The following is a 21,580-nucleotide window of genomic DNA, read 5'->3' on the forward strand; positions in this document are numbered from 1 at the left end:
GAGATTAGGTGTATGTGAGTGGGGTTTATCAATCATAATGTTATCTCAAGCAGCGATGAGATGTATGTATAGTATTAAAAAAACTAGGGGAATGATGGGAAAGAAAGTATAAGAGGGAGGAATTAATTTTGAAAAAGAAAATGATGACGGTATTCACTATTGGAGTAATGAGTTTAAGTATATTAGGGGGGGCCTCTCCTTCTGAAACACAAAAAGGAAAGACAGATTACACGCAGCGCAGTAAAGAACAATTGAACAATGGTAAGATACATGCAGTGCATACAGAAGAAAAAGCAGAGAAACTAGGTATTGAAACGGAAGGAAAAGAACAAATTACACTAGAAAAAGAAATTCATGAAACAGAAGTAGGAAGGGAAGCAGAGCAGTTAGGCATATCGATTGAAGGAAAAGATGTTGGGATGCTGTCAGAAGAAATCTATGAAACAAAAGTAAAGCAAGAAGCGTTAAAGCTAGGTATATCTATAGAGAATACATCAATTGTAGATTTAATTACTCAAATTAATGCGATTAAAATTAAAGATGAAGCAGATAAATTAGGTATTTCGACAGATGGAAAAGAAATCGAAGACATCGCGGAAGAAATCTACGGAAAGAAAGTAAGAGAAGAAGCAGGAAAGTTAGATATTTCTCAAAAAGGAAAAGAAATTGAAGAGTTAGCACAAGAAGTGTACGAACAAAAAGTACAAGAAGAAGCAAAAAAACATCATATTGATTTGTATGGTAAAGATATATATCAAATATTAAGAGAAATTAATGAACAAAAGGTGCTACAAATGGCAGATGAGCTTAATATGGATAAAATGAATATGAATATTCAAGAGTTAGCGGAAAAGATAAAAAAAGATCAGCCTGAAAAAGGAAAAGAACTAAATTTTGTACCGATGGTACGAACGGATGCTGACGCATTTTATTCTTATTTAACGAATTAATAAGGGTGTGAAAGCGATAAGAAAATTGAAGTGGTATATATGTACAGCTTTACTAGGTGCAGCAATATGGAGTGTATATACAAATGGAATTCCAAAGTATGTAGAGAAGTTAACATTCTCAAATATACAAAGAGGAAAAGAAACGGAGTTTAGTAATAACGATGAAAAAGTCATCTTAGCAAATGTTCCCTTAATTCAGCAGTTACCAGAATTGGATAGAGGCTGTGAAGTGACGAGCTTAGCGATGATGTTACAATACGCTGGTGTTTCAGTGGATAAGATGACATTAGCAAATGAAATAAAAAAAGTTGATTTTATAGACGATGGTGTGCGCGGGAATCCGAATGAAGGATTTGTAGGTAATATTTACACATTTTCTGAATCGGGATATGGTGTATATCATGGGCCACTTTTTCAGTTAGCGGAAAAATATTTACCTAATAAAGCTGTAGACTTAACAGGGAAGAATATAGAAGAAATTTATAAGAGTATAAAAGCAGGGCAACCTGTAGTCATGATCACAAATGCAACATTTGCACCATTAGATGAAGCTGAATTTACTACATGGGAAACAAATAGTGGAGATGTTTCTATTACGTATAATGAACATTGTGTTGTACTTATTGGGTATGATCAGGAATCTGTATATATTCGAGATCCACTTGAGGATAGCTTAGATGTAAAAGTACCGAGAGAAACCTTTGAACAGGCATGGGTACAAATGGGAAGTCAGGCAATTAGTTATGTAAAGAGCGCTAAATAAATTAGGACGAAGATTTTTAGTAATATGACTATAAGGTGAAGGATAAAACATTTGAGGATTATAAGAGAAGTTTTATAGAGTAGAAGCTGTTAAGAAATAAGAGAACTTTAGCATATATAATGCTAAAGTTCTCTTATTTTTATGATTAAAATACGTATAAGGAGTGAATATGCAAAAATGCATAATTGACGAAAAAATTACATGTTATCATTATATATTGTTTTATATATATTAATTGTATAAAATGACACAAGTATCCACATTACATAAAGGAGGCTTATTATGCAAAAAATATTTAACTGGGTTAAATGTATGAGTATCAATAAAAAATTAATCATTTCATTTTTTATTATTTTAACTATACCAGGAATTATTATCGGTGGTGTTTCATATCAAACTGCCAAAACAAATTTTGAGCATCAAATGACAGATAAGGCAAAGGAGAATATTTCGATTTTAAATACTGTTATTTCTCAAAATATAGAAGAGAAATTTGTTGATGCGACGTACTTTGCAGACATCTTAACAGAGGATACATATCTAAATGGACAAGAAGAAATAGTAAGAACGAAGTTAGCACAATATATAAAGCTTCATCCAGAAGTAGAAGGTATTTATATTGGAACAGAGACGGGAAAGTTTATAAGAGAACCATTTATTCAAATGGCTGATGGGTATAATCCAACAGATAGATCTTGGTATAAAGAAGCACATGAAAATAAAGGGAAAGTAATTGTTACTGCGCCATATCAGTCAGCATCTACAAAAAATATGGTAGTGACGATTGCGAAAGAAGTAAAAGATGGTAAAGGTGTTATAGGAATTAATTTAAATTTAGATAACATCTTAAAAATTTCCAAAATGATTAACATTGGTGAAAAAGGTTATGCAGTTATTTTAGATCAAAATAAGCAAATTGTTAGTCATCCATCTAGAAAACCAGGTGCAAAAGTTACTGATCCTTGGATTAAACCAATTTATGAAGATAAACAAGGAAATGTGTCTTATACAGAACAAGATGATAAAAAGAATTTAATCTTTGCAACAAATGAGAAAACGGGCTGGAAAGTAGTTGGTGTTATGTTCGATGAAGAAATTACCCAAGCTGCCAGTCCAGTGTTTTATAAGACTTTGATTGTCATTGCTATCGCTATTGCATTTGGTAGTATATTAATTTATTTCATTACAAAGTCTATTACAAGGCCATTACGAAAAATAGCTGAATCGGCATATAAAATTAGTAAGGGAGATTTAACAGAGAAAATTACAATCCATTCCAAGGATGACATAGGGAAATTAGGGAATTCATTTAATGAAATGTCTACGTCTTTACAAGATGTTATTACCCAAATTAGCTTTTCAGCAGAACATGTTGCAGCATCGGCAGAAGAGTTAACAGCGAGCGTACAGCAAGCAAATGATGCGACAGATCAAATTACAATTGCAATGGAACAAGTATCAGGTGGGGCTGAATCACAAAGTCAAGGTGTTGAAGAAGGTGCGGCTACATTGCAACAAGTAAATACAGCAATTCAAGATGTAACTGGAAGCGCAGAGTCAATTTCTATTTCTTCATTACATGCGCGAGAAAGAGCTGAAGAGGGAGAAGATTTAGTTGAACAAACTGCAAAACAAATGCAGTCTATTTCTAGGTCGGTATCCGAGTCAGATGCTATTATTAAACTTCTTGATGAGAAATCAAAGCAAGTAGGAGCTATTTCTGAAGCAATTCAAAACATCGCAACTCAAACAAACTTATTAGCTTTAAATGCGGCTATTGAAGCAGCAAGAGCAGGTGAACAGGGACGAGGATTTGCTATTGTAGCAGATGAGGTTAGAAAATTAGCAGAGCAATCAGGAGAGTCATCTGGAGAGATTGCAAATTTAATTGCAGAAATTAAGGCGGATATTGAACATACTGTTAAGGCAATGGATAATGTGAATGGAGAAGTTCAACAAGGCCTTGATGTTGTAACAAAAACGAAAGTAAGTTTTACGGAAATTTTAAGTTCTACTACACATATTGTTTCTCAAGTTAATCAAATGGTAGAAACAACGAAGAGAATTGCTGGAGATGCAAATGAAGTGACAAATGCTATTGATGAAATTGCAGCTGCTGCAGAAGAAAATACAGCTAGTATGCAAAGTGTTGCAGCTTCAACAGAAGAACAGGTTAATTCCATGGAGGAAATTAGTTCAGCTTCGCAAAACTTAGCTGAGATGGCAGAAGAACTACAAGCGATGACTAGTAAATTTAAAGTATAATAACAGCAGATAAGTAAGGTGAAAATAATATCACCTTACTTATTTTTCTATTCAGCAATTAGGGGAGTCATTAACGGGATGAAAAAAAGAAAAAGACTATGGAATTTATGGAAAACGATTACATTGTTAGTTTGTACAGTTGTAATTTTTTCTTTACTTGTGACAGATATATTAATTAGTCATAATGTAGAACGGACGACGGAGGATAGCCAAGCAGAGAAGGCAAAAACAATTGCACACATTGTGGCGAATGATTCGATTGTAATCGATGGTTTGGTTGGGAAAGCAGATACCTCTGCAATCCAAACGTATACAAATAGAATATTACAAAACACAGGTGTTCAGTTTATTGTAGTTATGGACATGAATGGAATAAGAAAGTCACATCCAAATCCTCAAAAAATAGGGCATCATTTTATTGGGGGAGATGAAGGGCCTGCATTGAAAGGAAAAGAACATGTATCGTTAGCAGAAGGAACTTTAGGTATTTCCATGCGAGTGTTTGTACCAATATTTTCTGAAACAGGTGAACAACTTGGAGCTGTGGCTGTTGGTATTTCAGCAGATAATGTAAAAGAGAGAGTTAAGGAAAGTAGACATATCATTTATATTGGTGTCGGAGTTGGTGTATTAGTCGGAATTATAGGAGCAATATTGCTAGCTAGACATATAAAGAAAAGTTTATTCGGTCTTGAGCCGCACAGGATAGCAAAAATTCTTGAAGAAAGAAATACGATGCTACAATCTGTAAAGGAAGGTATTATTGCTGTAGATAAAGAGGCTAGAGTAACATTAATTAATAATGAAGCGAAACGTCTATTTAAAAAAAGCGGACTTGAAGAAGATTTTATCGGTAAAGATGTTGAGTTGTATATGCCAAATTCACGTATAAAAGAAGTATTGCAAACGGGAGAAGTACAATTAAACGAAGAACAAAATATTTATGGAATTACGATTGTGACGAATCGAGTTCCTTTATATGTAAAAGGAGAAATAGTTGGTGCAATTGCAACATTTCGTGATAAAACAGAGATTAGAAAACTAGCAGAGGAACTAACTGGTATTAGACTATATGCAGAAGCATTACGGGCACAATCTCATGAGTTTATGAATAAGATGCATGTCGTATTAGGGCTTACACATATGAAGCAGTATGAAGAATTACAGAAGTATATAAGCGGCATGGTATCAGAGCATCAATATGAAATTGGTGGAGTTATGAAAAGAATAAAAAGTCCAGTATTTGCTGGTTTTTTACTAGGTAAGCTCAGCTATGCTAGAGAGAAAAATATAAAATTAATTATAAGTGAAGATTCTTATATGCCGGAAATAGATGATGAAAGTATTACTCATGAACTTATTACGATTGTCGGAAATTTAATTGATAATGCATTAGAGGCAGTTACGAATTGTGAAAAGAAGCGAGTTGAAGTTAAGATACAACATGGGGATATACTAACTATTACAGTACAAGATACGGGAAAAGGTATACAAGAAAAAGAAATAGAGCAATTATTTACGAAAGGTTATTCCACAAAGGGAGATAACCGCGGTTATGGTTTGTATCTTGTAAAAGAAAGTATACAGCGAATAAATGGGGAAATTCATATGCATTCATTAGTAGGTAAGGGAACAACGATAACAATTGAAATACCTAAAGGTAGGGATGAGAGGCAAATATGATTAAAGTTTTAATTGTAGAAGATGACCCGATGGTAGCAATGCTAAATACGCATTATTTAGAGCAAGTAGGAGGATTTGAACTTGTTCAAGCAGTTAACTCAGTAAAGTCGGCGATCGAAATATTAGAGAAATCACGAGTAGATTTAGTATTACTTGATATTTTTATGCCTGAAGAGACTGGTTTTGAGCTTTTAATGTATATCCGGAACCAAGAAAAAGAAATTGATATTATAATGATTTCAGCTGTACATGATATGGGAAGTATTAAAAAAGCATTACAATATGGTGTAGTAGATTATTTAATTAAACCATTTACATTTGAACGATTTAAAGAGGCATTAACTATATATCGAGAAAAACTTACTTTCATGAAAGAACAACAAAAAATTAGTCAATCGGAATTAGATTCGTTAATTTTACAAAAAGAAAAAAGGGAGCCTACTGTCACGAAAGAGCTTCCGAAAGGGTTAACGAAGCAAACGTTGCAATTAATTTGGCAGAAGATCGAGTCGTTGAATGGAAGAGTGTTTACAACAGATGAAATGGCACAATTAGTTGGAATTTCAAGAGTTTCTATTCGAAAATATGTAATGTTTTTGACTGACATTGGAGTGTTAGAAAACGAAATGATGTACCAACATGTGGGCAGACCTGTAAGTAAATTAAGATGTGTTGATCAAAAGAAAATAGAGTTTTACGTATAAGCGACTTAATATAAGTCGCTTATACTTTTTTTAATTACAAAATCAATTACAAAACTTACAAAAACTATTTTTACTATTGAAAGCGTTTTAATATTGTTATTAAGAAAACGAGGGGGTGCCATATGGGAATTCAAAAGAATGTGGAAGCGGTATCATTTTCTGAAGGAAATGAAGTACAAAGAGAATCTTTCGCTTCTAAAATTATGAATGTAAAAATCGGTGTTATACCTTTACCGTTATATGTAGTATTGGCTGCTATTATTTATGGGGCATCTGTATATAATAAATTGCCAGCAGATATGATTGGTGGATTTGCAGTTATTATGATCATGGGGATTTTCTTAGGCGATATTGGGATGAGAATTCCAATTTTAAAAAATATCGGCGGTCCAGCAATACTTTCGTTATTTATTCCATCATTACTTGTATTTTTTAACTGGATGAATCCAGCTTCAATGGAAGCTGCGACTATGTTAATGAAAAAATCGAACTTTTTATATTTATATATTTCTTGTTTAGTAGTCGGAAGTATTTTAGGAATGAACCGTAAAGTGTTAGTACAAGGTTTCGTTCGTATGTTTATTCCTTTAGTAGTAGGGACGTTAGCTTCTGTAGCAGTAGGGTTATTGGTCGGTTCATTATTTGGATTTGAAATGAAGCACACATTCTTCTTTATCATCGTACCAATTGTGAGTGGTGGTATCGGGGAAGGGATTTTACCATTGTCGCTAGCTTATAGTGATATTTTAAATGAATCATCAGCGACGTTTGTATCACAGCTTATTCCAGCAGCTATTATTGGAAATATGTTCGCAATTGTAAGTGCAGGGTATATGAAGCGTTTAGGTGAGAAGAAACCGGAGCTTAGTGGTAACGGTGTATTAGTGAAAACAGACAATCAAGCAGAATTATTAAAAGAACAAAATACAGAGAAGCCAATTGACTTCTCATTAATGGGAGCAGGTTTATTAATTGCGTGTACGTTCTTCATCTTTGGAGGATTTGCTTCTAAGTTCATCGGTATTCCTGGGGCAATCATTATGATTTTTTCAGCAGCACTTGTGAAATACTTTAAATTAATGCCAGCAAAAATGGAGCAAGGAGCATTCCATTTATATAAATTTATTTCGAAGAATTTAACTTGGCCTTTAATGGTTGGATTAGGATTGCTATATATTCCGTTAAAAGACGTAGCAGCAGTTCTTTCAGTAGGATATGTTGTTGTGTGCGCATCGGTTGTTCTTACAATGGTAGCATCAGGTTTTCTTGTAGGGAAAGTGATGAAGATGTATCCAGTTGAATCGGCGATTGTAACTGGATGTCATAGCGGTTTAGGCGGAACTGGAGATGTTGCTATTTTATCGGCTTCAAATCGTATGGAATTAATGCCGTTCGCGCAAATTTCAACTCGTTTAGGCGGGGCGGCAATGGTTGTAACGGCGACAATATTATTAAAAATGTTTTCATGATCAAACAAGCTAGCTATATTCATATAGCTAGCTTGTCAAATTAAGGGGAGATTATAAGTATGTTAGCAAATCAAATTAATGAAAGATCATTGTTATTGCATAAAGAATTAGTAGGGAAAATTGAAATTACAAGTAAAGTGGAGGTAAATTCAGCGGATGATTTAAGCCTGACGTATACACCAGGTGTAGCGGAGTCGTGTAAAGCAATTGCGGCAGATGAAGAAACAGTGTATGACTATACAGCACGTGGCAATATGGTGGCAGTTGTTTCAGATGGAACAGCGGTACTCGGTTTAGGAAACATTGGACCGAAAGCGGCTATGCCTGTTATGGAAGGAAAAAGTATTTTGTTTAAGAAGTTTGCGAATGTAGATGCTTTCCCATTATGTTTAGGCACAACGGATGTAGATGAAATCGTTACCCTTGTAAAAAATTTAGAGCCTACATTTGCAGGGATTAATTTAGAAGATATTGCAGCACCGCGTTGTTTTGAAATTGAAAAACGATTAAAAGAAGAAACGAATATTCCTGTATTCCATGATGATCAACATGGAACAGCTATTGTCGTTTTAGCAGCTGTTATTAATGCATTAAAAGTTGTTAGCAAACAAATGGATAATGTGAAAATCGTTATTAACGGTGCGGGTTCGGCAGGAATTGCAATTGGAAAATTATTATTAAAGGCTGGTGCAAAGCACATTACGTTAGTTAGCCTAGAAGGTATTGTTTGTGAAGGTGAAACATGGATGAACGAAGCACAAATTGAAGTTTCAAAAAAGACAAATCGTGAACATGTGCGTGGAACGTTAAAAGAAGCAATTCACCAAGCTGATATTTTTATTGGCGTATCTGCTCCTAACGTATTAACGAAAGAACTTGTACAGACGATGAATGAGAAAGCAATTGTGTTTGCAATGGCGAATCCAATTCCAGAAATCTTCCCTGAGGATGCATTAGAGGCTGGGGCAGCTGTAGTAGGAACTGGACGCTCGGATTATGCGAATCAAGTAAATAATGTATTGGCGTTTCCCGGAATATTCCGCGGTGCGTTAGATGTGCGCGCAACTGATATTACAGAAGAGATGAAATTAGCGGCAGCATATGGGATCGCTAACATCATTACTGATGAAGAACGTAATGCGAATTATGTAATCCCGAATCCATTAGATAAAAGAGTTGTTCCAAGTGTTGCAGAAGCAGTAGCGAAAGCAGCTATTGATTCAGGCGTGGCACAAATTACGAAAATACCACGTTATTAATAGCGAAAAGCAGTGCCTAAAAGGCACTGCTTTTTTGAGATAAGAAATCAAAATAATGAAGAAGTGTAGAATTATTTATGTTTCTTCATTATTTATTTAATTCCATTGCAACTTGTTTACCATTCACTAAAACCTCAGTTACTGCTACGATCACTTCTATCATTTTTTTCATCTCTCATCTCTCCTCGTTTCATTTCTTACTTTAAGTATAAGAGAAGAGAGATAATTCAACTATCGAAGTACATGACGTAGAAATTACATTGTTGTAAGAAAGTGGTTTATTTTTGTCACTTTACTCAGCAGTGATTACAAACTGATCATAATATTTTTCATTCACATATATATTTAATAACCATAATCCAGATGAAGGTAGTGACATAGTGAGAGGGAGTTCGTTTGTAGTAGAATCGATTGTATTTGAAGTAGTCCAAGTTTGTTTGGAAGTTTCTTTTTGAAAGAGTACTTGTGTCGGAGTTACAGATCCTTGTTTTAGCGCAATAATAGACAATTTTCCAGTTGGTATTTCAGAATCTAGAAAGTGCCACATTATTTCATTTTGTTCATTTGCGATAATAGGACTATCAGCCATTGCGACTTTACCTTCGATGCCTTTTAAAGGCATTTTTCCTTCTACGAAAGAAGGTGTTTCTTCCCAATTTACATCTTTTAAAATACTAAGGTGAAAGAAGGAAGGTGCGTTCACTTGAGTGGATGACGTTGCTATTACGTCTTTTTTTTGTTCTTTTGAATCCGGTTGCGTTTGTGTGCATCCAGTGATGAGGAAGGAGAGAAGTAGCATAGTTCCGATTTTTTTCATGGTGCCACACTCCTAGTTTTTATTGTTAGTGTAATTGTATTTGCTAGAAGGCGGGACAATTCCTTTAAAGTATAAAAAGAGGTCGTAAGTTTTGTACGACCTCTTTTGACATTTTTATCCCGTAAAAGCCCGATTGGTGTAGGTTAATAATTAGTGGGAGATAGTCCCCACTAATTAAAGTTTCATTTTATATTTGTTCCGTTGTATAGGTTGGTTCGGTTTCTTTTTGAGGCATCGTCAAAAAAATAACGGACAGAACGATACATACGCCGCCTAATAATTGATATGTTCCAAAAGATTCATTTAGCCAAGTGATTGAAACGATGGCAGCTACAAGGGGTTCAATGCTAGATAAAATGCTTGTTTCTGTTGCTGCTAAATATTTAAGACTACCGATATATAGAAGGAAAGAAATGGTACCACTAATAATGATAAGAATAAGCATAGAAAAAGTTTTTAGTGTAAGGGTTTGTGAAAATTGATTCCACCCGAATGAACGATTATAAATAAGTAGTGCAATTCCTCCGATTAACATCCCCCAACCAATTACTACAGTTGTCCCGCATTCTTTAATGAGAGAAGCCGGATGAAGGGTATAAAATGCAAATCCGATTGCTGTTAATAGTCCAAAAATAATAGCTTCTTTGGATAAAACAATATTTTCAATTGAGCCATTTGTAATAATAAAGTATGTTCCTATTAGCGCGGCTATAATTGCGAATAGTTGCATGGAAGCAGGGAATTTTCTTTGTTCAAATGCAACATACATGGTAATAAGAACAGGACCTAGAAATTGAAATAGCGTTGCTGTGACTGCATTACTAATATGAACCGTTTCGATAAAGGCGTATTGCGCACCGAGCATGCCGAGAATAGAAAAAATAATAAGTTGTATAGAATATCTAGGGTGTTTCCAAATTTGAAATATATTTTGTTTCTTTATAAGTAAGAAAGACAAAATAAATATTCCTGCAAGCAACAATCGAATTGTTAAAAAATCAATTGAGGATACATTAGTATGCTGAAATAGCCACTGAATCATTGGACCAGATAATCCCCATAATGTAGCCCCTGTAATAATCATAATAAGTCCGATACGTCTACCATTGTTCATTATCATGTTTCTCCTCTCCGGTATTTGATTTTTTATGTGTGACATGATAATAGGAATTATATATAACTTCTGGTACTGTAAAAAGTATCAGATTTTAGTTTTATTAAGGGGTCAGATACTATGTTAGAATTAACGCCTAATTTAAATATGAATAGTAAAAAGGCATTATATGTGCAATTGTATGAGTATATAAAAAAAGAGATTAAAGATGGATCAATTGTCCCTTTTACGAAATTACCGGCTAAGCGAAAGTTAGCGATACATTTACAAGTAAGTAAAAATACAGTAGAGGCAGCGTACGAACAATTACTTGCAGAAGGTTATATTGAGTCGATATCGAGAAAAGGTTATTTTGTATGCAAGATTGAGCAAATGGCTCATGTAGAGGATAGCGGAGAGAGAATAGAAGAAGTACCGTTTCAGGAGAAGAGTTATAAATTTGATTTTACACAAACAGGAATTGATACAAATGCTTTTCCATTCAATATGTATCGGAAAATTGTAAATGAAATATGGCAGCCGCATAATAACGAACTTCTCTTTCTAGGACACCCTCAAGGAGAAGCGAGCTTAAGAGAAGAGATTACGAATTATTTGTATGAATCTAGAGGTGTACGTTGTTCAGCTAGTCAAATTGTATTAGGAGCGGGAACACAAATATTAGTGAAACTATTGTTTCAATTGTTAAAGGGAAGCAATTATGCAGTTGAAAACCCAGGATATCATAGAAAGATGGTTGTTTTTGAACAGGGAGAAGCAAGAGTCCAAATGTTATCTTTAGATAGAGATGGAATTTGTATTGCAGATTTAGAAAATAGCAATGCGAATGTTGTATTTGTTACACCTTCCCATCAGTTTCCATATGGAATGATTATGCCTATTACGAGAAGGATGCAGCTTTTACAATGGGCAAAGAAAGAAGAGAGCAGGTATATTATTGAAGATGATTACGATAGTGAATTTCGCTATTCTGGAAAGCCTATACCGGCGCTGCAAGGGTTAGATACAGAGGGGAAAGTTATTTATATGGGGACGCTATCTAAAGCATTATTGCCATCGCTACGGATGAGCTATATGGTGTTGCCGAAGAAATTAATTAAAAAGTATCAACAGCAATATTTATTTTATACACAAAGTGTTTCAAGAATGGACCAAGAAGTGATTAGAAGATTTTTAAATGAAGGCTATTGGGAAAAACATATTCATAAAATGCGTGTCGTCTACCGAAAGAAGAGAGATCGACTTGTTTTTGAAATAGAGAAATATTTCTCTAATCGTGTTGAAGTGATAGGAGAAGATTCGGGATTACACATTTTATTAAAAGTGCATAATAGAATGCGGGAAGAAGAATTAATTCAAGAAGCTGCGAAACATAGTATCAAAATATATCCTGTGTCTACGTACTATAAAGACGGTACGGCGCCTGAGAATGTAGTTTTACTTGGGTTTGCGATATTATCAGAGGAAGAAATTGCGAAAGCGATTCAATTATTACACACGGCATGGTTTACAAGAAAGTAAAAAACATCCTCCAAACATGAGGATGTTTTTTATTATTTATTTTCATCTAAGAATAAGACCATATGCTCTTCGTCCCAATATTGTCCGTTATATTTTAATGAACGTTCTTGTACACCGAATGTTTTAAAACCTAATGATTCATAAAGTTTTTTCGCTCCATCGTTGCCAACAACAACATCAAGCATAACTTGTTCTACTTCTAAAGATTTAGCAAGCTCAAGACATTCTTTAATAAGTGCTTTTCCTGCTCCAAGTCCGCGCGCTTTTGGAGATACATATACAGAACCGATTTTAGCTTTATGTTCTTGTTTTACATATGGTTTCGTTTCCAGTGTTGCAACCCCGATTAATTTTCCATCTTTAAATGCACCTAACGTATAGTTTTCATCTTGTGCTAATTTTTGTGCTTTATATTCAATCGCACACTCTTTATTAATAATATCTTCATAAGAAGAGCTGAATGCTTCAGGGTTTTGCTTTAATCCTTCTACGCGAAGTTCTAAGTAAATTTCTGCTTCGTCTTTTGTTAATACATGGATATCCAATTATATCACCCTCCAAATCTTTGCAAATGTACCTTTATTTTATATTGAAATAAGAATAATTTCAAAAGCTTAGCTTATATGAGCTGTTTTTATGAACAAAATAACACCAGTAGTGTTTACTACTACTGGTGTTTTCACACGCATATTATTCAAAAGGTAGCTCGATTATAAAGTTTGTTCCCGCTCCTAATTGGCTTGTTACTAGAATAGAACCGTTATGCAATTCTACAATTTCCTTTGCAACAGCTAGGCCGATACCTTTTCCGCCTGTAGCTCGTGTTCTAGATTTATCGACACGATAAAAACGGTCAAATATATGCGGGATATCTTCTTCAGGAATACCTTCACCTTCATCTTGTACACTTATTGTAAAAGAATCTGTTTCCATGAGTACACGTATCGTAATGGCTGTGTTTTCTGGCGAATGTTGATAAGCGTTGTGTAATAAATTTAACATAACTTGTTCCATACGTCTTTCGTCTATACAAACTTCTAAATCATCTTTGCAATATACATGAAGTTGCATTTGCTTATTCGTTAATGTTGTTTTTGTTTTTTCAACCATTCGTTCTAAAAATGGCTGAAGAAGCACTTTTTGTTTTTTTATAACAAATTGGTGTTGTTCTAATTGTACAAGCATAAATAAATCTTGGACGAGATCGGTTACACTATCCGTTTCATCCTCAATAATTTGTAAGTATTCTTCTCGCTCCTCTTTGGTTAAAGAGTCTCTCTTTGCTACCTTCGCATAACCTTTCATATAGGTCAATGGAGTTAATAGTTCATGAGCGACACTAGCGAGAAATTCATTACGCTCTTTTTTCATATACGTAAGTTCACTCGATAAATCTTCAATTGTTTTTGCTAAACTTCCGAGTTCATCATTTCGTTTAATACCTAATTGAATTGGCTTGTTTAATTTTGACATTTTTTCTGTCGCTCTCTTCATTTTTACAAGTGGTTCTGTAATAACGCGTGAAAAAACAAAGACAGAAATTGTTGTTAAAATAATTGTTAAAACGCTAATGATAAGAAATTGGTTCATGAGTTTAAGTAACATATTTTCTAGGAAAGATGTTTTTAATAACATATATAGCTTTCCTTGAAACTTTGTTGTGTTAAGTGGGCTTACTGTTGTGATGAACTTTGATTTTTTCCAGTTCCTTTCAACGACCAATCCGCCGTCTGGGACAGTTTCTGTTTTACAAGTAAGTTGTTTTTGCATATCTTTTGTTACGGGTTCTGAGGTGGAAATAATTTTGCCGTTATGGTCAGTAATAATGATAGCTATATCGGAGTTCGAAATTGATTCCGATTCAACTAAGTGTGCAGCCTCATTCGTAATATCGAACTCAGGGTACACAGGACGTTTAGGATTTTTATTATGTTCAGCGTGTTTCATTTCTTTATAATATTCATCCCGTCTCTCGCGGCTTTTAATTTTTTTACTATAGCGATTACCTTTCTCTAAAAGAGCATCTGTTTCCTCTACAATACGCATTTTTGAAAGGCTTTTATAAAAAGATACGAAAGCAATTGTTTCAATACATAAAGCTAATATTAAAAAGTATGTCCCAATTTTAAGGGAAAGTTTACTCATTTTTTCACCATACCTTATTCATAATAAAGAGTCAGTGGTATACGATTTCCCACTGACCGAAGTAATTATTCACTTTTCCATTTATATCCGACTTTATAGACCGTTTCTAGGTAATCTTCAATCGGAAATCCTTTTTTGCGTAGTTTATCACGGATATTACGAATGTGTGAGTCAATTGTTCTATATTCGATATCTGTTTCATAGCCCCAAATTTTTTCGATTAAATCATCTCGGCTATAAGCACGGTTTGTATTTTGTAAAAATAGTCCGAGTAACGAAAATTCGATAGGAGTTAATGAGATTTTTTCATCATAAACTGTGACAGTATGTTTCGTTTTATCCCACTCAATACCATTGAAACTAACAAAGCCATCTTTTTTTGTACGGCGTAATATAGCCTCGATTCGTGCGACTAATACATGCTCATCAAATGGTTTTGTAATATAATCATCTGCGCCCATCGTGAGGCCTTTCACCATATCGTAGTTTTGGTTGCGAGCTGTTAACATAATGATAGGAACGTTGGAAATTTGACGAATTTGATAGCAAGTATCCCATCCATCCATACTTGGCATCATAACATCTAATAAAATAATATCGAATTCTTTTTGTTCGATTAATTTTAGTGCTTCAAGGCCAGAGGTAGCTTTCATACAAAAATAGCCGCGAGGGCTTAAGAACAGATCTAATAATCGTAACATACGTTCTTCATCGTCTACTAATAAAATTTTTACCATAATCTTGTGCACCCCAAACTGTTCATTCTACTTGTATAGTTTACATGAAAATAATAAAAAACTCTTTTTATGTGATTGAATGGAGGGCTGATTTTTTCGCTCAGAGTAATTGACATAAAAAATGCACTAGTTTTGCACAACTATTTTTTATAATAGAAAACGTAGCGACACAAAATACCCTATGTTGCGACATAACGTCATGTCATTTTATTTATAAAATGACAATTCCATTCTATTGTGTATGTGAGATAGAGAGGGTTTTCGTATTCACCTCGCATCGGATAAGAAAAATTTCCTATCTCACACTTTTTTTAAAAGGAGATCATACACATGAATTCAAAAGAAGAAATTTCAAAAAAAGAAAAGCAAGATCGTAATACGGTTGTCATGTGCGTTGCCGTATCTATGGTTATTATTATAAGTTGCGTAAATAAAATTTTGGGGATTTTATAATATAAAAAAAGCTGATTGCTTCTTAAGAAGCAATCAGCTTTTTTCATTGTTAGGGGGAGTGTTCATATAATAAACCAAGGTAAAATTGCTAATCCAGAAGTTACAATTGCTGTAGTAAATATTAAAAGCATAGCTCGTTTGTTTTGTTTCATGTCACATTCTCCTCTACATATCAAGTACATGCGATCAGCGTGGGATGTAGTTCCCCACTGAGTAAAGTTTCACTTTATATTTTTAGTATAATGAATGGAAAGGTTTGGTACGATCGATAAAGGTGACATGAAGATTACATTGTTGTAATGAAAAAAGCATCTTTCTTAATAAAAAGATGCTTTTGGAAAACTATATTGAAGTATTAATCATTTAAGAACAGAACCATATGTTCCTCGTCCCAATATTGACCGTTATGTTTTAATGAACGCTCTTGTACGCCGTAAGTCTGGAAACCTAATGATTCATATAATTTTTTGGCACCAGCGTTACCAACTACAACATCGAGCATAAGTTGTTCTACATGTAATTTATCGGCATTTTCAATAATTGCTTTAATAAGAGCTCGTCCTGCTCCAAGGCCACGCGCTTTTGGGGAAACGAAAACGGAACCGATTTTTGCTTTATGTTCTTGTTTTATAAAAGGCTTTGTTTCTAAAGTAGCAATGCCGATTAAATCATCATCTTTGAAGACCCCTAGAGTATACTTATCCGGATTGCTTAATCGTTTTGCCATAGCAGCTACAGGATCCTCATGTTTCAAAACGTCTTCATAGGAAGAGCTAAAAGCTTCCGGGTTCTTCGTTAAACCTTCCATACAAACTTTTAAATATATTTCTGCGTCCTCTGTCGTTAATAAGCGAATTTCCATAGTTGTAACCTCCTTGGTCGATTTCAAATAAAATAAATCCATTACTTTTATAAGAATGTGTATGTGTTTTGTTAGCAGTCTCTTTTAATTTGTAAAAGAATGAAAAGATATATGCTACAATGTTTTGTTTTTTAATATGTAATGAAATTATATATTAACTTTATTAACTATTCAAGTCTTTAATATATTACATTTTCATAACTAAAATAACTCCTCAATTGAGGAGTTATTTTAGTTATTCGATTGATAACCATCAATTCGATGTGGATGTGTGTAAATATTGCAGGATTCATTTCTGATAAATCCTACGACTGTAATGCCTAAATCGTGAGCGAGTTGCAATGCTAGTTTTGTTGGGGCAGATTTAGATAGAACAATTTCACATCCGATTTTTGAAACTTTGAGTAAAATTTCAGATGAAATACGTCCGCTAAATGCGATAATTTTTCCTATAACAGATATATCGTTGCGCAAACAATGACCATATATTTTATCTAATGCATTATGTCTGCCAATATCCATTCTTGATAGGAGGATTTTGTTTCGATCACAGAGCGCGGTATTGTGAACACCGCCGGTTTGGCGAAAGGTAGTGGAAGATTGTTGTAACGTATTCATTAAGTAAAAACATTCTTCAGGAGTAATTTTTACATGTATATCATGTAAGTCTTTTGCTTTTGCTGCATCGTTTACGAAAATAAAACCTTGTCTACCTTTTCCGCAGCAAGAAGTGACGTATCGTTTATTATATAAAGTTTGATAGAGCGGATTCACTTTTGATGATTTTACATGGACAATTCCGTTATCTTTTTGAACCCATAGTTCTTCAACATCGTTATAGGAAGAAATAATCCCCTCAGAAATTAAAAAACCAATTACCATATCTTCAATATAATTTGGTGTGCATACGACTGTTACATATTCTTCACCATTCAATTTAATAGTAATAGGAGATTCTGTAACAATCTCATCAAGTTGTTTTGAAAATGTACCAGATTGATAACGTACAATTGTATAAGTCTCTTGCGTAGGCCCCATATTTAATTCCCCTTTTATATGTATTTCTCTCCCACATTTATCATAAAACAATGGGAAAAATAAAAACACCTATTAACAAGAAGATCACAGATTATTTTGGTTATTATTGTATATGTACGATATAATAGAACTGTAGAATAGTGATATTTTCAAGCTTTCGTAGTTATACCTTATAACATCTAGAATCGACTTCATAAGAAAGTATTTGGGTAGAGCGTTTCAAAAATATGTACAGTAATGCGATTTTGAAAACGGATTCATGATTGTGTTGTACAGTTGGTTGTAAGGAGAGGGGAAACTATGGCAGAACAGACAGTCCGTGTAACCGTCGATGGTAAAGAATTTTCTGCATCAGGTGAAAAGACGATACTACAATTATTTAACGAGAGTAATTTGGAACATCCTCAAATTTGTCATGTACCAGAAGTAGATCCAATTCAAACTTGTGATACGTGTATTGTAGAAGTAAATGGAAAGTTATTGCGTGCTTGTTCAACGAAATTAGAGAACGGTATGCATATCGAAAGACAGTCCCAGCGTGCAAAAGAGGCACAGACTGAGGCAATGGATCGAATATTAGAGAATCATCTACTGTATTGTACCGTTTGTGATAACAATAATGGTAACTGTAAAGTCCACAATACAGTACATATGATGGGAATTGAGGAACAGAAATATCCGTATGAGCCAAAAGTAAGTGCGTGTGAAGTGGATATGTCACATCCGTTTTATCGATATGATCCAAATCAATGTATTGCTTGTGGACAGTGTGTAGAAGTATGTCAAAACTTACAAGTGAATGAAACTATATCGATAGACTGGAGCTTAGACCGTCCACGTGTTATATGGGACAATGGTGTAAGTATAAATGACTCATCTTGTGTAAGTTGCGGGCAATGTGTAACAGTATGTCCATGTAATGCGTTGATGGAGAAATCAATGTTAGGTGAAGCTGGATTCATGACAGGATTGAAACCGGATGTGTTAGATCCGATGATTGATTTTGTAAAGGATGTAGAGCCGGGATATAGTAGTATTTTAGCAGTTTCAGAAGTAGAGGCTGCGATGCGTAAGACGAAAGTGAATAAAACAAAAACAGTTTGTACATTTTGTGGTGTAGGTTGTTCATTTGAAGTATGGACGAAAGACCGCCACATTTTGAAAGTGCAGCCTGTTTCAGATGCGCCGGTTAACGGTATTTCAACATGTGTAAAAGGCAAATTTGGATGGGATTTTGTAAACAGTGAAGATCGTATTACAAAGCCATTAATTCGCCAAGGGGATACGTTTGTTGAAGCTTCATGGGAAGAGGCTCTTGAAGTTGTTGCATCCAATATGCAGCATATTAAATCAGAATATGGAAGTGATGCATTTGGGTTTATTTCTTCTTCGAAAGTAACGAATGAAGAAAATTATCTTATGCAAAAACTAGCCCGTCAAATATATGGAACGAATAATGTAGACAACTGTTCCCGTTATTGTCAATCTCCAGCAACAGACGGTTTATTTAAAACTGTCGGTATGGGCGGGGACGCTGGAACAGTGAAAGATATTGCGGAAGCAGGCCTTGTCATTATCGTTGGAGCAAATCCGACAGAAGGACATCCTGTACTTGCAACGCGTGTAAAACGTGCTCATAAATTACATGACCAAAAATTAATTGTGGCGGACCTTCGTAAACATGAAATGGCAGAGCGTGCGGATTTATTCATTCATCCGCGCCAAGGAACTGATTATGTATGGCTCGCTGGTATTACGAAATATATTATTGATCAAGATTGGCACGATAAAAAGTTCATAGCTGAAAATGTGAAGAATTTTGATGAATATAGCAAAATGGTAGAAAAGTATACGCTTGATTATACAGAAGAAATTACGGGGATTTCGAAAGAAAATCTGAAAGAAATGGCTCGTATGGTATATGAAGCAGATGGTACTTGTGTACTTTGGGGAATGGGTGTAACGCAAAATACTGGAGGAAGTACAACTTCAGCAGCAATTTCAAATCTATTGCTTGTTACGGGTAATTATCGTCGTCCTGGTGCAGGAGCATATCCATTACGCGGACATAATAACGTACAAGGCGCTTGTGATATGGCAACATTACCAAACTGGCTTCCAGGTTACCAAGCGGTTTCAGATGATGCGCTCCGTGCGAAATTTGAAAAAGCATACGGTACTACAATTCCGAAAGCACCAGGCTTAAATAATATTGCAATGTTACTTGCGGCAGATGAAGGAAAACTGCGTGGTATGTATGTTATGGGTGAAGAAATGGCTTTAGTAGATTCGAATGCCAACCATGTACAACATATTTTAGCGAATTTAGATTTCCTTGTTGTTCAAGATATGTTCTTATCGAAAACAGCTCGTTTTGCTGATGTTATTTTACCGGCAGCACCAAGCTTAGAAAAAGAGGGAACATTTACGAATACAGAGCGCCGTATTCAAAGATTATATGAAGTATTGAAGCCGCTTGGTGATTCAAAGCCAGACTGGTGGATTTTACAAAAAGTAGCTCGTGCGCTTGGCGGGGACTGGAATTATGAAAGTCCAAGTGAAATCATGGATGAAATTGCATCGCTTGCACCTTTATATTCTCAGGCAACATACGATCGTTTAGAAGGATGGAATAGTTTATGTTGGGGTAGCCATGATGGTAGCGATACACCGCTATTATATGTGGACGGATTTAACTTCCCGGATAAACTAGCTCGTCTATCATTAGATGAATGGGTACCACCAGTTGTAGCGCCAGATGAGTATGATTTACTTTTAAATAATGGTCGTATGTTAGAACATTTCCACGAAGGGAATATGACGAATAAATCGGCTGGTATTTTATCTAAAGTATCTGAAGTGTTCGTTGAAATCTCGCCTGAACTTGCCCTAGAGCGCAATGTGAAAGATGGTGGCCTTGTAGAATTAGCATCACCATTTGGGAAAATTAAAGTACAGGCACTTGTTACAGATCGTGTAACGGGGAAAGAGCTATATTTACCGATGCATGCAACGGTAAATGAAGAGGCAATCAATATTTTAACTGGAACGGCGACAGATCTTTATACGTGTACACCAGCGTACAAACAAACGATGGTAAAGATGCGTGTACTACGTGAAAAAGGGAATCGTCCGTTACCATCTTCAAACCCGAGAGATAAAAAGCGTAATCCGCAAAACGGTGTTGAAATCCAGCAAAAATGGCAAAGAAAACAATACGTATCACTTGTGGACTAGGGGGCGGAGATAGTGGCGAAAGAAATTACTGTAATTAAAAAGAAAGTTGTAACAGAGGAAGAACAGAAACAGCAAGTAGCAGATGAACTTCTAAATGAGCTATCTAATAATCGTGAAGCAGTAGAAGAAACGATGCAGCTTTTAGCACAGTTGCAGAAGGCTGGTATATTAGATGCGGCAATTAGTTTACTTGCTGCGAAGGAAGATGTTTCAAAAATCGCTGTGGAGCAATTAAATCGTGAACCCGTTAAAAATGCGTTAAATAATATGATGGGGGCAGGAGAAGCGTTATCTTCAGTTGACCCAGAAATAACGAAGCAAATTACGTCAAGTTTAGTTACAGGATTGCAATTTGCAACAGATGAATTAAATAGTGGCAAAAAAACAAAAGTGATGGATTTCTTTAAAGTATTAAAAGATCCAGATATCAATAGAGCTATTACATTCGGTTTTAGCTTCTTGAAAGCATTTGGACAAGGGCTAGAGAAAAAATAGAATAAATGAAAAAGTGATGGGAAGTAGCCATCACTTTTTTCATTATATGTATAAGTGTGTTCATGTTA

At 34.8% G+C, this 21,580-nt stretch carries 18 protein-coding genes and 1 pseudogene; 12 read left to right on the top strand and 7 right to left on the bottom strand.

Annotated elements, in window-relative coordinates; translation table 11 throughout:
* Window positions 1–128: 128 nt before the first annotated feature.
* The 8 genes and pseudogenes from ACTL4X_RS02990 (at window position 129) to ACTL4X_RS03025 (ending at window position 9,093) form a co-directional block, all read left to right on the top strand.
* On the top strand, window positions 129–950 hold the full coding sequence (locus tag ACTL4X_RS02990) for a hypothetical protein (RefSeq protein ID WP_000728585.1): 822 nt from the start codon (window positions 129–131) through the stop codon (window positions 948–950).
* A 7-nt stretch (window positions 951–957) separates the two neighbouring features.
* Complete coding sequence (locus ACTL4X_RS02995; protein ID WP_033689701.1) at window positions 958–1,713, top strand: C39 family peptidase; 756 nt, start codon at window positions 958–960, stop codon at window positions 1,711–1,713.
* A gap of 423 nt (window positions 1,714–2,136) precedes the next feature.
* Window positions 2,137–3,039, top strand: a pseudogene (locus ACTL4X_RS03000) (cache domain-containing protein); the annotation flags it as partial.
* A gap of 120 nt (window positions 3,040–3,159) precedes the next feature.
* Window positions 3,160–3,978 (top strand): methyl-accepting chemotaxis protein, encoded by an 819-nt coding sequence (locus ACTL4X_RS03005; RefSeq protein ID WP_432804035.1) that lies wholly within the window; start codon window positions 3,160–3,162, stop codon window positions 3,976–3,978.
* 78 nt (window positions 3,979–4,056) lie between these two features.
* Window positions 4,057–5,661 carry a sensor histidine kinase gene (locus ACTL4X_RS03010; protein ID WP_000746421.1) on the top strand — a complete coding sequence of 535 codons (1,605 nt, stop codon included), beginning with the start codon at window positions 4,057–4,059 and terminating at the stop codon, window positions 5,659–5,661.
* Complete coding sequence (locus ACTL4X_RS03015) at window positions 5,658–6,365, top strand: response regulator (RefSeq protein ID WP_000598666.1); 708 nt, start codon at window positions 5,658–5,660, stop codon at window positions 6,363–6,365. Before ACTL4X_RS03010 ends, ACTL4X_RS03015 begins: the two co-directional genes overlap by 4 nt.
* Window positions 6,366–6,487: 122 nt before the next feature.
* Window positions 6,488–7,834, top strand: a complete 1,347-nt coding sequence (locus tag ACTL4X_RS03020; RefSeq protein ID WP_000512722.1) for a 2-hydroxycarboxylate transporter family protein — start codon at window positions 6,488–6,490, stop codon at window positions 7,832–7,834.
* Window positions 7,835–7,893: 59 nt separating this feature from the next.
* Entirely contained in the window at window positions 7,894–9,093 is a 1,200-nt protein-coding gene (locus ACTL4X_RS03025; protein ID WP_000880780.1) for an NAD(P)-dependent malic enzyme, read from the top strand.
* 292 nt (window positions 9,094–9,385) lie between these two features.
* On the opposite strand, the gene ACTL4X_RS03030 is transcribed toward ACTL4X_RS03025, so the two are convergent.
* Both ACTL4X_RS03030 and ACTL4X_RS03035 read right to left on the bottom strand, forming a co-directional pair.
* Window positions 9,386–9,910: a DUF4871 domain-containing protein gene (locus ACTL4X_RS03030; protein ID WP_078386533.1), complete on the bottom strand. Its 525-nt coding sequence runs from the start codon at window positions 9,908–9,910 to the stop codon at window positions 9,386–9,388.
* A 187-nt stretch (window positions 9,911–10,097) separates the two neighbouring features.
* Window positions 10,098–11,024, bottom strand: coding sequence for a DMT family transporter (locus ACTL4X_RS03035; protein ID WP_001059053.1), 927 nt, complete (start codon window positions 11,022–11,024; stop codon window positions 10,098–10,100).
* Between the two features lie 120 nt (window positions 11,025–11,144).
* On the opposite strand from ACTL4X_RS03035, the gene pdxR reads away from it, so the two are divergent.
* Complete coding sequence (gene pdxR, locus ACTL4X_RS03040) at window positions 11,145–12,545, top strand: MocR-like pyridoxine biosynthesis transcription factor PdxR (RefSeq protein ID WP_065211573.1); 1,401 nt, start codon at window positions 11,145–11,147, stop codon at window positions 12,543–12,545.
* Window positions 12,546–12,577: 32 nt separating this feature from the next.
* Here the strand turns inward: pdxR and ACTL4X_RS03045 are convergent, their stop codons facing one another.
* From ACTL4X_RS03045 to ACTL4X_RS03055, 3 genes are all read right to left on the bottom strand, one after another.
* On the bottom strand, window positions 12,578–13,090 hold the full coding sequence (locus ACTL4X_RS03045; RefSeq protein ID WP_000351212.1) for a GNAT family N-acetyltransferase: 513 nt from the start codon (window positions 13,088–13,090) through the stop codon (window positions 12,578–12,580).
* A gap of 145 nt (window positions 13,091–13,235) precedes the next feature.
* On the bottom strand, window positions 13,236–14,690 hold the full coding sequence (locus ACTL4X_RS03050; RefSeq protein ID WP_000041022.1) for a HAMP domain-containing sensor histidine kinase: 1,455 nt from the start codon (window positions 14,688–14,690) through the stop codon (window positions 13,236–13,238).
* A 65-nt stretch (window positions 14,691–14,755) separates the two neighbouring features.
* A complete protein-coding gene (locus tag ACTL4X_RS03055; RefSeq protein WP_000238957.1) occupies window positions 14,756–15,427 on the bottom strand; it encodes a response regulator transcription factor in 672 nt (223 codons plus the stop codon).
* Window positions 15,428–15,757: 330 nt separating this feature from the next.
* Here ACTL4X_RS03055 and ACTL4X_RS03060 point away from each other — a divergent pair, with 330 nt between their 5' ends.
* Window positions 15,758–15,880: a hypothetical protein gene (locus ACTL4X_RS03060; RefSeq protein WP_001085006.1), complete on the top strand. Its 123-nt coding sequence runs from the start codon at window positions 15,758–15,760 to the stop codon at window positions 15,878–15,880.
* A 355-nt stretch (window positions 15,881–16,235) separates the two neighbouring features.
* Here the strand turns inward: ACTL4X_RS03060 and ACTL4X_RS03065 are convergent, their stop codons facing one another.
* Both ACTL4X_RS03065 and fdhD read right to left on the bottom strand, forming a co-directional pair.
* On the bottom strand, window positions 16,236–16,742 hold the full coding sequence (locus tag ACTL4X_RS03065) for a GNAT family N-acetyltransferase (RefSeq protein ID WP_000405868.1): 507 nt from the start codon (window positions 16,740–16,742) through the stop codon (window positions 16,236–16,238).
* A gap of 231 nt (window positions 16,743–16,973) precedes the next feature.
* Entirely contained in the window at window positions 16,974–17,780 is an 807-nt protein-coding gene (gene fdhD, locus ACTL4X_RS03070) for a formate dehydrogenase accessory sulfurtransferase FdhD (protein ID WP_086692382.1), read from the bottom strand.
* A gap of 300 nt (window positions 17,781–18,080) precedes the next feature.
* Between fdhD and fdhF the strand changes: the two genes are divergently transcribed.
* Together fdhF and ACTL4X_RS03080 are read left to right on the top strand one after the other, a co-directional pair.
* Entirely contained in the window at window positions 18,081–21,017 is a 2,937-nt protein-coding gene (gene fdhF / locus ACTL4X_RS03075; RefSeq protein WP_086692380.1) for a formate dehydrogenase subunit alpha, read from the top strand.
* 12 nt (window positions 21,018–21,029) lie between these two features.
* Window positions 21,030–21,512 (top strand): DUF1641 domain-containing protein, encoded by a 483-nt coding sequence (locus ACTL4X_RS03080; RefSeq protein WP_001040540.1) that lies wholly within the window; start codon window positions 21,030–21,032, stop codon window positions 21,510–21,512.
* Window positions 21,513–21,580 lie beyond the last annotated feature (68 nt).

The organism is Bacillus sp. RE35 (genome assembly GCF_052146655.1).
GTDB classification, from domain to species: domain Bacteria; phylum Bacillota; class Bacilli; order Bacillales; family Bacillaceae_G; genus Bacillus_A; species Bacillus_A cereus.